Source organism: Duganella margarita (assembly GCF_009857535.1).
In the GTDB taxonomy this organism is placed as follows: domain Bacteria; phylum Pseudomonadota; class Gammaproteobacteria; order Burkholderiales; family Burkholderiaceae_D; genus Rugamonas; species Rugamonas margarita.
In genome coordinates this window covers 143,871-158,645 of the sequence record NZ_WWCS01000003.1, presented here as the reverse complement: position 1 = coordinate 158,645, position 14,775 = coordinate 143,871, and the positions used below count along the sequence as shown (strand labels likewise).

At 63.2% G+C, this 14,775-nt stretch carries 13 protein-coding genes; all 13 read right to left on the bottom strand.

The genetic code is table 11. From position 1 onward, the window contains the following. Positions 1–70 precede the first annotated feature (70 nt). The 13 genes from GTP55_RS05580 to GTP55_RS05520 all read right to left on the bottom strand — a co-directional run bounded on the left by GTP55_RS05580 (position 71) and on the right by GTP55_RS05520 (position 14,607). Complete coding sequence (locus tag GTP55_RS05580; protein ID WP_161043975.1) at positions 71–439, bottom strand: hypothetical protein; 369 nt, start codon at positions 437–439, stop codon at positions 71–73. Between the two features lie 69 nt (positions 440–508). Beyond that, on the bottom strand, positions 509–1,306 hold the full coding sequence (trpA, locus tag GTP55_RS05575; protein ID WP_161043974.1) for a tryptophan synthase subunit alpha: 798 nt from the start codon (positions 1,304–1,306) through the stop codon (positions 509–511). An 11-nt stretch (positions 1,307–1,317) separates the two neighbouring features. Beyond that, positions 1,318–2,550 (bottom strand): tryptophan synthase subunit beta, encoded by a 1,233-nt coding sequence (gene trpB, locus GTP55_RS05570; RefSeq protein ID WP_161043973.1) that lies wholly within the window; start codon positions 2,548–2,550, stop codon positions 1,318–1,320. After that, complete coding sequence (locus tag GTP55_RS05565) at positions 2,516–3,229, bottom strand: phosphoribosylanthranilate isomerase (protein WP_161043972.1); 714 nt, start codon at positions 3,227–3,229, stop codon at positions 2,516–2,518. Before GTP55_RS05565 ends, trpB begins: the two co-directional genes overlap by 35 nt. A 3-nt stretch (positions 3,230–3,232) precedes the next feature. Further along, the gene (gene truA / locus GTP55_RS05560) at positions 3,233–4,036 is read right to left on the bottom strand and encodes a tRNA pseudouridine(38-40) synthase TruA (protein WP_161043971.1); all 804 of its coding nucleotides are present in this window, start codon (positions 4,034–4,036) and stop codon (positions 3,233–3,235) included. A 50-nt stretch (positions 4,037–4,086) separates the two neighbouring features. Beyond that, entirely contained in the window at positions 4,087–6,807 is a 2,721-nt protein-coding gene (locus tag GTP55_RS05555; protein ID WP_229257759.1) for a motility hub landmark protein FimV, read from the bottom strand. Positions 6,808–7,023: 216 nt separating this feature from the next. Further along, on the bottom strand, positions 7,024–8,151 hold the full coding sequence (asd, locus tag GTP55_RS05550; RefSeq protein WP_161043969.1) for an aspartate-semialdehyde dehydrogenase: 1,128 nt from the start codon (positions 8,149–8,151) through the stop codon (positions 7,024–7,026). A gap of 129 nt (positions 8,152–8,280) precedes the next feature. Next, a complete protein-coding gene (leuB, locus tag GTP55_RS05545; protein ID WP_161043968.1) occupies positions 8,281–9,351 on the bottom strand; it encodes a 3-isopropylmalate dehydrogenase in 1,071 nt (356 codons plus the stop codon). Between the two features lie 11 nt (positions 9,352–9,362). Beyond that, complete coding sequence (leuD, locus tag GTP55_RS05540; protein WP_161043967.1) at positions 9,363–10,010, bottom strand: 3-isopropylmalate dehydratase small subunit; 648 nt, start codon at positions 10,008–10,010, stop codon at positions 9,363–9,365. A gap of 108 nt (positions 10,011–10,118) precedes the next feature. Further along, positions 10,119–10,241, bottom strand: coding sequence for an entericidin A/B family lipoprotein (locus tag GTP55_RS05535; protein WP_161043966.1), 123 nt, complete (start codon positions 10,239–10,241; stop codon positions 10,119–10,121). Between the two features lie 22 nt (positions 10,242–10,263). Next, positions 10,264–11,667 (bottom strand): 3-isopropylmalate dehydratase large subunit, encoded by a 1,404-nt coding sequence (leuC, locus tag GTP55_RS05530; RefSeq protein WP_161044244.1) that lies wholly within the window; start codon positions 11,665–11,667, stop codon positions 10,264–10,266. A 187-nt stretch (positions 11,668–11,854) separates the two neighbouring features. Then, a complete protein-coding gene (locus tag GTP55_RS05525; protein WP_161043965.1) occupies positions 11,855–13,768 on the bottom strand; it encodes a chemotaxis protein CheA in 1,914 nt (637 codons plus the stop codon). Further along, on the bottom strand, positions 13,768–14,607 hold the full coding sequence (locus GTP55_RS05520; RefSeq protein ID WP_161043964.1) for a protein phosphatase CheZ: 840 nt from the start codon (positions 14,605–14,607) through the stop codon (positions 13,768–13,770). Before GTP55_RS05520 ends, GTP55_RS05525 begins: the two co-directional genes overlap by 1 nt. Positions 14,608–14,775: the final 168 nt, after the last annotated feature.

Genomic DNA, 14,775 nt, shown 5'->3' with positions numbered 1-14,775 from the left:
CTGTCGAACATTGCATTACATTAATTTTGCGCGTCCGTCATGAAAAAGCCGGGCGTTTAGAGGGAAACCACTACGTCTGCCGTTCCGCAAGCGTTGGTTCGTTAATGTCAATTGTATAACCGCTGCCAGCAATGTACCGCAGATAACGATAAATCATCTCCTCCGCCGACAAGCCATAGGGCTCGCCCAGCTTCTTGTAATAATCGATCGAATGAAAATCGAGACGGAATGTTATTTCTTTACTCAGACTTTCGAAGTACGGATTGGGGATCACCTTACGCATACTAGCCCTTTCAATAAGAAATTTTTCTAGCAGAAATAATTCGTACAAAGCCGCCTTGACGATAACAATGAATGACAGCCAAGCGCCGCGCCTTGTCACTCCGCCGTGCTTGCGCAGGTTAGCTTTTGCCTTGCGGGGATCCCAGGTGAAGCGCACGACCGCTCCCTTTCAACATAGCGAATACTTAACTATGTATCAAGGTGAGCAGTCGGGATTTGCGGGACGTCAGGCGTCGAGGGCGGTGCGGATGGAGGTGGTGAAGGCTTGTACGGCGGCCACCGCGCCGTCTTTGCCGGCGGTTTCGATTTCCTGGATAATGCGGCTGCCGATGACGACGGCGTCCGCCACCTCGGCCACGGCGCGCGCGGTGGCGCCGTCGCGGATGCCGAAACCTACGCCGATCGGCAACTTGACGTGCTGGCGGATCGCCGTCAGCCGCTGCGCCACATCGGCCACATCGATATTGCCGGCGCCGGTCACGCCTTTCAGTGAGACATAGTAGCTGAAGCCGCCACCGACCTTGGCCACCTGCTCGATGCGCTGCCCGGTCGAGGTCGGCGCCAGCAGGAAGATCAGGTCCAGCCCGGCCGCGCGCATGGCGGCGGCGAACTCCTCACACTCTTCCGGCGGATAGTCGACCACGATCGCGCCATCCGCCCCCACCGCCGTCGAACGCGCAATGAACTCGGCGGCGCCGATGCGCTCGATCGGGTTGGCATAGCCCATCAGCACCACCGGCGTGGTCTGGTTGGTCTTGCGGAACTCGGCCACGTAATCAAACACGTCGTGAATGCCGACGCCGTTGGCCAGCGCCCGCTCGCAGGCGCGCTGGATCACCGGGCCTTCGGCCATCGGATCGGAAAACGGCACGCCCAGCTCGATGATGTCGGCGCCGCCGGCCACCAGGGCATGCATCAGCGGCACGGTGGACTCCCTGCCAGGATCGCCGGCGGTGATGAAGGTGACGAGCGCGGTCTTGTTTTGCGCTTTCAAAGCGCTGAAGGTTGCTGCGATGTTGGACATGGTCGGTTTCCTTAGTTGAAGTTCAGACCCATACGCTCTGCGACCGTATGCATGTCCTTGTCACCGCGGCCCGACAGGTTGGCCAATACAATCTTATCTTTCGGCAGCGTGGCCGCCAGCTTGGCCGCATAGGCCAAAGCGTGCGACGACTCCAGCGCCGGAATGATGCCCTCGATGTGGCAGCAATCATGGAAGGCCTGCAGCGCCTCCTCGTCCGTGATCGAGACGTACTCGGCACGGCCGCTATCCTTCAGGTAAGCATGCTCGGGACCGACGCCCGGATAATCCAGGCCGGCCGACACCGAATGGGTCTCGATGATCTGGCCGTTCTGGTCCTGCAGCAGATAGGTGCGGTTACCGTGCAGCACGCCCGGATAGCCCTTGGTCAGCGACGCCGCATGCTTGTCGCCATCCAGCCCCTCGCCTGCCGCTTCCACACCGATCAGCCGGGTATTCTTTTCATCGATATATGGATAGAAAATGCCCATGGCGTTGGAACCGCCGCCGATGCAGGCCACCACGTAGTCCGGCTGGCGGCCGGTCATTTCCGGCATCTGCACCAGGCATTCCTCGCCGATCACCGACTGGAAGTCGCGCACCAGCATCGGGTACGGGTGCGGACCGGCCACGGTGCCGATGATGTAGAAGGTGTTTTCAATATTGGTGACCCAGTCGCGCATCGCTTCGTTGAGCGCGTCCTTCAGCGTCTTGGAGCCGGACTCGACCGGCACAACCGTCGCCCCCAGCAGCTTCATGCGGTAGACATTCTGCGCCTGGCGCTTGACGTCTTCGCTGCCCATGTAGACCACGCATTCCAGGCCGAAGCGCGCGCAGATGGTGGCGGTGGCCACGCCGTGCTGGCCAGCGCCGGTCTCGGCGATGATGCGCGGCTTGCCCATGCGCCTGGCCAGCAATGCCTGGCCGATCACGTTATTGATCTTGTGGGCGCCGGTGTGGTTCAGGTCTTCGCGTTTGAAGTAGATCTGCGCGCCGCCGGCCATTTCGGACCAGCGCTTGGCGTGATAAATCGGCGACGGACGGCCGACAAAGTGCTTGAGCTCGTAGCGGAATTCTTCGAGGAATTCCTGATCCTGGCTGTAGCGCTCATAGGCGGCGTTGAGCTCAGCCAGCGCGTAGGTCAGGGTTTCGGCGACGAAGCTGCCGCCGTAGGGGCCAAAGTGACCTTTGGCGTTGGGTAAATCGTATTCTTTAGCGTGGAACAGTGGCTTCGCTTGAGGATTCATGATGGGCTTGGCTTTCTAAAATGGCATCTCCGGCCCGCACCGCCGCGACAAAGTCGGCGATCTTGCGGGCATCCTTGATTCCCTTGGCCGCCTCGACACCGGAACTGATGTCGACTGCATAGGGACGTACACCGACCACCGCGTCAGTCGCGTTGTGTACGCTCAAGCCACCACTTAAAACGACCCGAGGCGCGAGATCTTTTGGAATGAGAGACCAATCAAAACCCTTTCCTGCGCCACCGTAGGCGTCCACATAGGTATCCAGCAACAAGCTGGTGAACAAGGGACTGGCGGCGCGGTTTGCCTGCGCATATTCTAGCAGTTCATGCGAAAGCGTGTCAGGTTTGACGCGGAACACTTTCATGTACTGCCGCCCCGCCGCTGCCGCAATGGCAGCCGCCGCTGCCACGGTTTCGTCGCCGTGCAATTGAATCATCGACACCGGGGCGACGCGCACAATCGCCGCCACCTCGTCCGGCGTGGCGTTGACGAACAGGCCGACAGTGGTGATAAACGGCGGCACGCTACGGATCAGTTCGGCGGCACGCTCGGGCGTGACGTAGCGCGGGCTGTTCGGATAGAACACGAAACCGATCGCATCGGCGCCGGCAGCCACCACGGCTTGCACGTCTTCTTCGCGGGTCAGGCCGCAGATCTTGATACGGGTGCGCATGCTCATCCTTTAAAACCAGGGCAGCGCGCTGGTGGCTTCCTGCGGCAGTGCCCACTTTTCATCGTAGTCGATTTTCGCCAGGTACAGGCCGTCCGGCATGAAGGTCGGCGCGGCCAGCCCGCGATTTTTCGATTCCAGCAATTCGCCCAGCCAGCTGACCTCTTCGCGGCCCTGGCCGATGTAGACCAGCGAGCCGACCAGGTTGCGCACCATATGGTGCAGGAAGGCGTTGGCTTTCAGGGTGAACACGATCAGCTCGCCATGGCGGCGGATCTGGATATCGTGCATCAGCTTGACCGGCGACTTGGCCTGGCATTGGGCGGCGCGGAAGGTGCTGAAGTCGTGCCAGCCCAGCAACGGCGCCACCGCCGCCTGCATGCGCTCGACGTCCAGCGGGCGATGGTAGAAGCCGGCGCGGCCGACCAGCAGCGGCGAACGGGTCGGATTGTTGTACAACACGTAGTGATAGGTGCGCGCCTGGGCGCTGAAGCGGGCGTGAAAGAAATCGAGCACGCCCGGATCGCCTTCCAGTTCCTTGACCCAGCGCACGGCGATGGACGGCGGCAGAAAGGCGTTGATGCCGCGCAGCCAGGCGTACGGCACGCGGTCGAGATCGGTATCGAAATGCACCACCTGCTCGCTGGCGTGCACGCCGGCATCGGTGCGGCCGGCGCACGTGGTGGCCAGCGGCGCCTTGGTAAACTCCAGCAGCGCATGTTCCAGCTTGTCCTGCACGGTGAGGCCGTGAACCTGTTTCTGGTAACCCTGCCAGGCCTGGCCGTCGTACTGGAGCCCGATTGCGATCCGTTTCAATTGCTGCCCAATCTAAATGTCTGAGTCAGCCATTATATAACGCCGGGCTTTTATCCCAGCTGGGCCTTCATGGCGTTGGCCTTGGCGACCTGCTCGTCGCTGCCGCCGCGCAGCACCTCGTCCAGCAGCTCGCGCGCGCCTTCCTTGTCGCCGATTTCCTGATAGGCGACCGCCAGGTCCAGCTTGGTGTCCATCTCCATCTGCAGCGCCGACAGCGGTTCGTTACTGGCCGAAGCAGCGGCAGGAGCAGCGGTGTCGTTGTGGAAGCTGCCCAGGTCCAGGTCGATGTTCGACAAGTCGAATTCCGGCGCTGCCGGGGCCGGGGCCGGCGTGATGGTTTCCACCTCGGCCGGCAGGTCCAGCGCGGCGTCAAAGTCCAGCGGCGCCGGTTCCTGCGGCGGCTCGGTCAACGCCCGCACTTCCGGAATATCGAAACCGGCCAGGTCCAGGTCGAGCGGATCGACGGTGGTCAGGTCGCGCGCTTCCGGCGCTGGCGCCGCGACCGGCGCGGCGGCCGGCGACGGCAGGTCGAAGCCGAAATCCATGCCCATGTCGTCGGCCGGCGCCGGCGCTGGTGGTTCGGCGGCCGGGGCCGGCATTTCAATCGCCGGCGCTGGCGCGGCGACCGGCTCGAAGTTCAGGCCGTCCAGGTCGAAGTCCATCAGGTTGTCGTGTTCCGCCGCCACCGAGGCTGGCGAGACCGCGGCATCGGCTGCTTGCGGCAATGCGGTTTCCATGTCGTCTGCAGCGAACTCGGCGCCAAAGTCCGGGCTGTGCGAGATCGGCGCGGAACGCATCGCGTCCTGGCTCAGGTCGAAGTCCAGCGGCGATGCTGCGGCGGCGGCAGGCGCCGGCTCTTCGGCGGCAAACGTGTTACCGAAGTCGCTGCCGAAGTCCGGCGCCTCATAAGCGGCGGCGCCGGCGGCAATGCCAGCCGCGCCGGCAGCCAGCGGCGCGGCGGCAAAGCCCCCCTCCTCCTTGCCGGCGGTGTACAGCGGGTTGGACGGATCGAGCGCCTTGCCCATGCCGGCGGCGTGATCCCACTCGTCGCCCTGGCCGCGGGTCTGCGCGTACAGCTCGGAGGCCTGGGTTTCAAACGCGCGCGCATCCTTGCGGGCGGCGTAGATTTCCAGCAGTTTCAGGCGTACGGCGTGGCGTTCCGGATGGGTGCGCAGCGCTTCTTTCAGAATCTCTTCCGCCTGGGCGTCGCGGCCGTAGGCGATGTAGACGTCGGCTTCCGCTACCGGATCGACTTCATTGGTGTCCAGCTGGCTGGCCGACGGCGCGAAGTTCGAGTTGAACACGCTGTTGTTGGTGTCGATGCTCTGGCCGCCGGCGTCGGCGATCAGCGGCTGCGGTGGCGGCGGCGCGGTGTCGCCGAGGATCGATGGCTCGTCCTGCGGCACCACGAATTTCTTGCGGCGGCGCGACGCCATGATGCCCAGCGCGCCAGCCAGCACCGCCACGGCGGCCAGGCCGACGTAGGTGATATTCTCCATCAGCGTTTCGAACAGGCTCGGCTCGGCGAACTTCGGCGGCAGCACCAGCGTGCGCTTCGGCTTGACTTCGGCCACGGCGGGCGCGGACGCCGCTGCGGAGGCGGAGGCCGCAGGCGCTTTCACATCGGCAGCGGTCTTGCTCTTCAAGGCCATCAACTTTTCCAGATCGTTGACGTTTTTTTCCAGCTCCTTGACGCGGGCGGCGGCTTCGTCCACCTGCTTCTGCTTGGCGATCTTGTCTTCTTCCGCGGCCACGCCGGTCTTGCCGGCTTGCGGCTTCTCGTTGGTGGCCTTGGACAGCGTCAGCTTGTCTTGGGCGGTATTGGTGGCGTTGGGTTTCTCTTCCACCTTGGCGGTGACTTTGCCCGACGCGATCTTGCCCGGTTCGGTTTCCTTGGCAGCCGAACTGGCGGCGACCTGGCCGGCCAGCTTGGCGCGGTAGGCGTTGAAGTCGGCCGCGTGGGCGACCACCACGCCATGCGCTTCGCCTTCACCGCCGACAGCGCGGATCTGCTCGGCATCCGGCACCGCCAGGATCTGGCCGGATTTCAGGCGGTTCATGTTCTTGCCGGCGAAGGCTTCCGGATTGGCGCGGTACAGCGCCACCAGCATGGTGTCCAGCGATACGTCGACCGGTTTGACCTGGTTGGCGATGCGGGTCAGGTTGTCGCCTTGCTTGACCGTGTAATCGGCGGCGGACGGCTTGGCAGCAGGCTTCGCGGCTGGCTGCGGACGTGCTGGCTCGGCGCGCGCCGGCGCAGCAGCGGCTGCGGCAGCGGCTGGCTGCGCAGCGGCAGGCGTCTGCGCTGGTGCGGCAGCTGGCGCCTGCGCCGCGCGGTTGCTGACATCCACCGGCGCGGTCACTTGCGGTGCCTGGGCGGCGCGCAGGTCCGGCGGGTCGAGCAGGAAGGTGTACTCGCGCACCATGCGCCCGCCGTTCCACGTCAGTTCCAGCAGCATGTCGACGAACGGCTCGTTGATGGCCTGGCTGGAGCTGACCTTGATAACCTGCCGGCCATTGCGCGGCTCGACGTCAAACCGCAGCGAACTGAGCGCTGGGTTGAAGTCGATATTGGCGCTGCGGAAGGCTTCCGTCGGCGCCAGCCTGGCCACCAGCGCGCCGGCCTCCTCGGCCGAGACCGAGGTCAATTCGATTTCCGCCCGCAGCGGCTGGCCCAGCGACGATAGCACCGTCAACTTGCCTAACCCTGCCGCATTGGCCGTGGCGGCCACTAGCACCGCGCTGGCAACAGCGCTGGTGAGCGTTTTCAACGCAAACGAAACAATGCGGGGGCAATTTTGTACAGGCATAGTGGGGCGATTCTTATGGTTGTCAGTTGGAAAATGTTACTTTCCCAGATATATCAACATAACATCATGCACAGGAGCGTGCAAGCTTTGCACCACTTTAAACGACAAAAAGGGATTTCCCCTATGAGAACACATAGGAAAAACCCCTTCTCTTACAACGATGTCGCTGTGTGAATTTTACTGATCGAGCACGATGCGCAGCATGCGGCGCAGCGGTTCGGCCGCGCCCCACAGCAGCTGGTCGCCGACCGTGAAGGCCGACAGATACTCAGGACCCATGCTCATCTTGCGCAGACGGCCGACCGGAATCGTCAGGCTGCCGGTCACCGCGGCTGGCGACAGATCCTTGACCGACGCTTCACGGGTGTTCGGCACCACTTTCGCCCACTGGTTGGCGGCAGCGATGATGTCGGTGATTTCGTCCAGCGGCACATCCTTGTTCAGCTTGATGGTCAGCGCTTGCGAGTGGCAACGCATGGCGCCGATACGCACGCACAGGCCGTCCACCGGAATCGCCCTGGAACCGAAGTCCGCACCCAGACCCAAAATCTTGTTGGTCTCGGCGCCGGCTTTCCACTCTTCCTTCGACTGGCCGTTGCCCAGATCCTTGTCGATCCACGGGATCAGGTTGCCGGCCAGCGGCGCGCCGAACTGCTTGATCTCGTCCGCCGACAGGCCGTGCTGGGTGGCCAGTACCTGACGGTCGATTTCCAGGATCGCCGACGCCGGATCATCCAGCAGCGGCTTGACGGCGCCGTTGATGGTGCCGAACTGGGTCAGCAGTTCACGCATGTGCTGTGCGCCGCCGCCCGATGCCGCCTGATACGTCATCGACGTCATCCAGTCGACCAGACCGTGCTGGAACAGACCGCCCAGGCCGATCAGCATGCACGACACGGTGCAGTTACCGCCGATGAAGTTCTTCACGCCCTTGCCCAGCGCATCCTTGATGACGTGCATATTGACCGGATCCAGCACGATCACCGCGTCTTTTTCCATGCGCAGCGTCGATGCCGCATCGATCCAGTAGCCGTTCCAGCCGGCTGCACGCAGTTTCGGGAACACTTCGGTGGTGTAATCGCCGCCCTGGCACGAGATGATGATCTCGCACTTTTTCAGTTCGTCGATGTCGGTTGCGCTTTTCAGCTTGGTTTCGTTCCTGGCCATCGCCGGCGCGTTACCGCCCGGATTCGAGGTGGTGAAGAATACCGGCTCGATATGGGCGAAATCGCCCTCTTCCTGCATGCGCTGCATCAGGACCGAGCCCACCATACCGCGCCAACCTACCAGACCTACGAGTTTCATTTTGCTCTTCCTTATAAATTATTTATCCCCGCGTCATTCCGCCCATTGGGCGAAATGACTCCCGGCGAAAGCCGGGACCCATGCTGAGCGTGCGTTCTATGGATTCCGGCGTGCGCCGGAATGACGGCGTCAGCCGAGTGCTTTGACGACCGCGTTGCCCATCTCTTCCGTGCCCACCTTGGTGGTGCCGGCTTCGTAGATGTCGGCTGTGCGCAGGCCCTGGGCCAGCACTTTCTTGACGGCGTTTTCGATGCGGTCGGCCTGCTCTTCCTTGTTCAGCGAGAAGCGCAGCATCATCGCGGCCGACAGAATCGTCGCCAGCGGATTGGCGATGCCCTTGCCGGCGATGTCCGGCGCCGAGCCGTGCGACGGCTCATACAGGCCCTTGTTGTTGGCGTCCAGCGACGCCGATGGCAGCATGCCGATCGAACCGGTCAGCATCGCTGCCGCGTCGCTCAAAATGTCGCCGAACATATTGCCGGTGACGATGACGTCGAATTTCTTCGGCGCGCGCACCAGCTGCATGGCGGCGTTGTCGACATACATGTGGTCGAGCGCGACGTCCGGATATTCCTTGTGCACGTCGGTGACGATGTCTTTCCAGAACTGGAACGTCTCCAGCACGTTGGCCTTGTCCACCGAGGTCAGGCGCTTGTCGCGCTTTTGCGCGGCCTGGAACGCCACGTGGGCGATGCGGCGGATTTCGCCTTCCGCATAGCGCATGGTGTCGAAGCCCTCGCGCTGGCCCTTGAACGGACCGTCCGGGCACTCGCGCACGCCGCGCGGCTGGCCGAAGTAGATGTCGCCGGTCAGTTCGCGCACGATCAGGATGTCCAGGCCGGAGACGATTTCCGGCTTCAGCGTCGAGGCGTTGGCCAGCTCAGGGTACAGGATGGCCGGACGCAGGTTGCCGAACAGGCCCAGGTTCTTGCGCAGGCCCAGGATCGCCTGCTCGGGACGCAGCGGGCGGTCCAGCGTATCGTACTTCCAGTCGCCGACGGCGCCGAACAGCACGGCGTCGGCGTCCTTGGCCAGTTGCAGCGTGGCGTCCGGCAGCGGATGGCCGCTGGCTTCGTAGCCGGCGCCGCCGACCGGGGCGGTTTCCAGTTCAAACTGCTCGCCCAGCGCGTTCAGTACCTTGACCGCTTGGGTGACGATTTCCGGGCCGATGCCATCGCCCGGGAGGATTGCGATTTTCATGTCTTTGATCTTTAGATGACGTTAGCCAACCAGGGTTGGTTTGCCAGATGACGCGCTTCGTATTCACGGATGGTGTCGGCGTGACGCAGCGTCAGGCCGATATCGTCGAGGCCGTTCATCAGGCAGTATTTGCGGAAGGCGTCGATCTCGAAGGGATAGGAGACGCTGCCATTGCTGGTGGAAATGCGCTGCTGCTCAAGGTCGACCACCAGTTTGTATCCGGGGAAAGCCTTGACTTCGTTGAACAGATGATCGATCTGCGCTTCAGTTAATACGATGGGCAGCAAGCCGCTCTTGAAACAGTTGTTGAAGAAGATGTCGGCGAACGATGGCGCGACCACGGCGCGGAAGCCGTACTGGTCCAGCGCCCACGGCGCGTGCTCGCGCGACGAGCCGCAGCCGAAGTTCTTGCGGGTCAGCAGGATCGAGGCTCCCTGGTAGCGCGGCTCGTTGAGCACGAAGTCCGGATTCAGCGGACGCTGGCTGTTGTCCATGCCCGGCTCGCCGTGATCGAGATAGCGCCACTCGTCAAACAGATTGGGGCCGAAGCCGGTGCGGTGGATGGACTTCAGGAACTGCTTCGGGATGATGGCGTCGGTATCGACGTTGGCGCGGTCCAGCGGCGCGACCAGGCCTTCATAAATCGTAAATTTTTCCATAATCATTATTCTTAAGGTACAGCCACCGCGGTCATTCCCGCGCAGGCGGGAATCCATACTCAGCATGAATCCCCGCCTGCGCGGGGACGACGGAGTGGCGTCGGTTCGTCAATGCCCGGCGGCGCCTTGCACCGCCTGGCCGGCCTTCTGTACATCCTTGCCCATGCCGGCAATGGTGTTGCAGCCGGTGATAGCGATGGCGAGGAAGGTCAGGGCGATCAGTTTTTTCATGGGAGTTCTCAGTAAGTGGAAATTAGTGCAGTGCGCGCACGTCAACAAAATGGCCGGCGATACCGGCTGCCGCCGCCATGGCGGGAGACACCAGATGGGTGCGTCCGCCCTGGCCTTGGCGTCCTTCAAAATTACGGTTGGAAGTCGAGGCGCAGCGCTCGCCCGGTTCCAGGCGGTCGGCGTTCATCGCCAGGCACATCGAGCAGCCCGGTTCGCGCCATTCGAAACCGGCCTCCTTGAAGATACGGTCCAGGCCTTCGCGTTCGGCTTGCTCCTTGACCAGTCCCGAGCCCGGCACCACCAGCGCCAGCTTGACGTTGGAGGCGCGCTGCTTGCCGCGCACCACCGCTGCCGCCGCGCGCAGATCTTCAATGCGCGAGTTGGTGCAGGAACCGATGAATACCTTGTCGATGCGGATGTCCTCGATGGCGGTATTCGGCTTGAGGTCCATGTAGACCAGGGCTTTTTCGATGGCGCCGCGCTTGACGCTGTCCTTTTCGTGGTCCGGGTCCGGCACCCGGCCGTCGATCGCCACCACCATTTCCGGCGAAGTGCCCCAGGTGACCTGCGGCTTGATCTCGGCCGCGTTCAGCGTCACCACCAGGTCGAACCTGGCGCCCGGATCGGTGTGCAGCGTGCGCCAGTAGCTCACGGCCTGGTCCCAGTGCGGACCGGCCGGCGAGAATGGACGGCCCTTGACGTAGTTGATGGTGGTGTCGTCGACGCCGATGATGCCGGCGCGCGCGCCCGCCTCGATCGCCATATTGCAGACCGTCATCCGGCCTTCCATCGACAGCGCGCGGATGGTCGAACCGCCGAACTCGATACAGTAGCCATTGCCGCCGGCGGTGCCGATCTTGCCGATGATGGCCAGCACGATGTCCTTGGAGGTGACGCCGGCCGGCAACGCGCCGTCCACCTGCACCAGCATCGCCTTGGATTTTTTCTGCAGCAGGGTCTGGGTGGCCAGCACGTGCTCCACTTCCGAGGTGCCGATGCCGTGCGCCAGCGCGCCAAAGGCGCCGTGGGTCGAGGTGTGCGAGTCGCCGCAGACCACGGTCATGCCCGGCAGGGTGGCGCCCTGCTCCGGCCCGATCACGTGGACGATGCCCTGGCGCTTGTCGTTCATGTTGAAGTAGGTCAGGCCGTAGGACCTGGCGTTATTGTCCAGCGTTTCTACCTGCAGGCGCGAGACCGGGTCGGCGATGCCGTCGGCGCGCGAGGTGGTCGGCACGTTGTGGTCGGCCACGGCCAGGTTGGCCGACAGGCGCCACGGCTGGCGGTTGGCGGCGCGCAGGCCGTCGAATGCTTGCGGGCTGGTCACTTCGTGCACCAGGTGGCGGTCAATATAGAGGATGGTGGTGCCGTCGTCTTCGGTACGGACCACGTGGGATTCCCACAGTTTGTCGTAAAGCGTCTTCATGATGTCTTTATGGTACTGCTACTATTATCCAACTTGATTATGCCATATTGTGCAATGCAATAGCAGCCACCGCTGTCCAGCCTCTTGAGCCCGACGCCTTCTGCCTACCGCGCCACGTGGTATGACCCCAAAAATAAAAAAAGCCTGCGTGTGGACGCAGGCTTTTGGTTTTACTGGCTTGATCCGTGAATCAAGCCGCCATGCGTACACTACCCCTGCAACCGTCCATTAGGAACGATAGGCCCACCACTAGCACCAGCTCGCCCTCGGCGGAGCGCGCCGTGCCGGTAATGCCCTCGACGGTAATCGCGGTCATCGGCTTGATCACCAGGTCGGCAGTGCCATCCACCGCTTCCACGGCCAGGATGTACGGCTGTGGTGCCGAGACAACAATGCCCACCTTCTCGCGGCAGCTTTCGTAGCCCAGCGAGTCGGCCAGCGACCGCACCGGCAGCGGACGGCCCTGGTCCTTCAGCACCGGCGCGCCGCCCACTTCCATGAATACTTCCGGCAGCTCGACCACGCGCTGCACCACGGCCATCGGCAGCGCCAGTGCGGCGCCCGAGGTCGATACCAGCATGGTCGGCACGATCGACAGCTCGATCGGCAGGCGGATCGAGAACTTGGTGCCCTTGCCCAGCTCGGACTCGATGTGGATCGCGCCGCGGTTCTTCTCCACGGCAGTTTTCACCACGTCCATGCCGACGCCGCGGCCGGAGACGCTGGACGCCACTTCCTTGGTCGAGAAACCCGGCAAGAATACCAGCTGATAGCAATCGTCGGCGGTCAACTGCGCCGATTCCGAGATCAAACCCTTGCGCAAGGCGATCTGGCGCAGCTTGACCGGGTCCATGCCCTTGCCGTCATCCTGCAGCACGATCATGACGCTGTTGGCCTCCTGCCACGCTTTCAGCTGGATGAACGAGCGCAGCGGCTTGCCGACTGCGGCGCGCTCTTCCGGCGTCTCGACGCCGTGGTCCAGCGCGTTGCGCAGCATGTGCACCAGCGGATCGTACAGCGAATCCACCACCACGCGGTCGACTTCGGTCTCCGCGCCTTCGATGTTCAGATCGACTTCCTTGCCCAGGTCCTTGGCCAACTCGCGCACCAGGCGCGGGAACTTCTGGAACAGGCGGCCGACCGGCTGCATGCGGGTCGCCAGCGTGGCGCGCTGCAGTTCGGTCGAGTAGCGCGAGGCGCGTTCCAGCGTTTCGGCCAGCGTCGACATCAGCGTCTGCGCCTGGCCTTCGAACTTGAACTGCATCAGGCGCTCCAGCAGCACGGCGGCCTGATTGGCGGCCTGCACCGATTCGCCGGCCACTTCCAGCAGCGCGTCCAGCTTGACGGCGTCGATCCGGATCGATTCTTCCTTGGCCGGCGCGGCGTGCTGGCGTTCGTCTTTCTTGTCGGCGACTTCGCGGCGCGCGCCCGGCGCGGCCTTGACTTCGGCGGCGACGGCGGCGATTTCCGCAGCGCTTGGCGGCGCGGAAGCGGCTGCCGCGGCAGGCGCAGCAACGGCTTCCACCGGCGCGGCCACCGCCACCGGGGCCGGTGCCGAACGGGTGTAGCTACCGGCAGGCATGACGGTTTCATACATGCCTTCCCAGTCCAGGCCATCAGCCGATGGCGCGGCGGCCGGCGCAGCAACGGCTGCGACGGGCGCGGCGGCCACTGCCGGTGCCGGTGCAGCAGCAGCAGCAGGCTTGGCCGGCGCGCTGGACTTGCCGGCGATGGCGTCGTTGAGCAGCTGTTCCAGGTCGCCCGGCAGGGCCGGCAGGCTGCTCGGCTCGGCGCCGTCGTTCAGTTCGGCCAGTTGGTCGGCGACAAAGCCCGACGCTTGCAGCGCCGCCTCGATCGACAACGGCGTGACCGGCGCGGCGCCGGTACGCAGGGCGTCAAACAGATTTTCGGTCAGGTGGCAGGCCGTCACCATCGCTGGCAGGCCCATGAAACCGGCGCCGCCCTTGATGGTGTGGAAAGAACGGAACACCGCGTTCAGCGTTTCCTTGTTCTCGGGGTCGCGTTCGAGGCGCAGCAGGTGCTCCTCCACGTTGACCGCCAGATCCATCGCCTCAACGACGAAATCCTTCAGCATATCGTCCATTAGAACCCCAGATCGGCAAGAAGATCATCAACGCTGTCCTGATTCAGCGCCACGGTCGGAGCGGACGGACCGGACATCAGGGACACTTCTTTCTGTGCAATCTTCTCCTTGACCGCCGGCGGCGCATTGTCGCGCAGCAGCGTGGCCAATTCACTCTCGACAGTTTTCGTGATAGTCACCACTTTCTTGATCAATTGACCGGTGATGTCCTGGAAGTCCTGGGCCATCATGATTTCCAGCAGGCGCGCTTTTTCAGCTTCAGTGGCGGCCGAGACGGCAATCGCGAACTGCTGCGAGTCGCCGGCCAGCTGCTTGAACTGTTCCAGGCTGAGCTTGCCCGCAAACAGGTCGGCCCAGCGGTTTTCCATGTCTTTCGATCGCTTCGACAGCGTATCCTGCTCCGGCATGCCCTCGTCCAGGGTGTTGAGCACCTTGTTGGCGGCCTGCTCGGTCAGCGTGGCGACGTATTCGAGGCGGTCCTGGGCGTCGTTGATCTGGCTCGACGCTTCGGTCAGCGCCTTGTCGTAGCCCAGTTCGCGCAGCGAATCGTGCAGCAGACGCACGATGCCGCCCAGGCGTTCGAACATGGCCTTGTCTTCGACCGGCGCGCCTTCGGCTGCGGCGGCCGGGGCAACAGGCGCAGCGGGTGCAGCAACGGCGGCGGGGGCGGGGGCGGCCTCGGCCGGACGGGCCGCGGCGACTTCTTCAAACAGGCTTTCCAGGTCGTCTTCTGCGCTGGCGGCCGGGGCTGGCGCAGGCGCTGGAGCGGGCGCTGCTGTCTTGCTCTGAGCGGACACTTCTTCAAATAAGGCGTCGAAATCGTCAGCGGCGTTAGTCATAATCCCTGCTTCTCCATATTGATAAATTTACTGCCTAAACTAGCTGTATTTGGAGATACTAACATTGGAAAGATCGTCGAGGTATGCCGCAGGACACAAAAGTAGTGCTTTAGTGCAAAAAAATCGTGTCAGACGCATAAAAGCCCACACCCTGCACCACAGTATAAA

Coding starts and splice junctions, on each gene's coding strand:
- trpB (WP_161043973.1), bottom strand. CDS start 2,550: ATGAATCCTCAAGCGAAGCCACTGTTCCACGCTAAAGAATACGATTTA.
- leuD (WP_161043967.1), bottom strand. CDS start 10,010: ATGGAAAAATTTACGATTTATGAAGGCCTGGTCGCGCCGCTGGACCGC.
- GTP55_RS05520 (WP_161043964.1), bottom strand. CDS start 14,607: ATGACTAACGCCGCTGACGATTTCGACGCCTTATTTGAAGAAGTGTCC.
- GTP55_RS05525 (WP_161043965.1), bottom strand. CDS start 13,768: ATGGACGATATGCTGAAGGATTTCGTCGTTGAGGCGATGGATCTGGCG.
- asd (WP_161043969.1), bottom strand. CDS start 8,151: ATGAAACTCGTAGGTCTGGTAGGTTGGCGCGGTATGGTGGGCTCGGTC.
- trpA (WP_161043974.1), bottom strand. CDS start 1,306: ATGTCCAACATCGCAGCAACCTTCAGCGCTTTGAAAGCGCAAAACAAG.
- leuB (WP_161043968.1), bottom strand. CDS start 9,351: ATGAAAATCGCAATCCTCCCGGGCGATGGCATCGGCCCGGAAATCGTC.
- GTP55_RS05535 (WP_161043966.1), bottom strand. CDS start 10,241: ATGAAAAAACTGATCGCCCTGACCTTCCTCGCCATCGCTATCACCGGC.
- GTP55_RS05565 (WP_161043972.1), bottom strand. CDS start 3,229: ATGAGCATGCGCACCCGTATCAAGATCTGCGGCCTGACCCGCGAAGAA.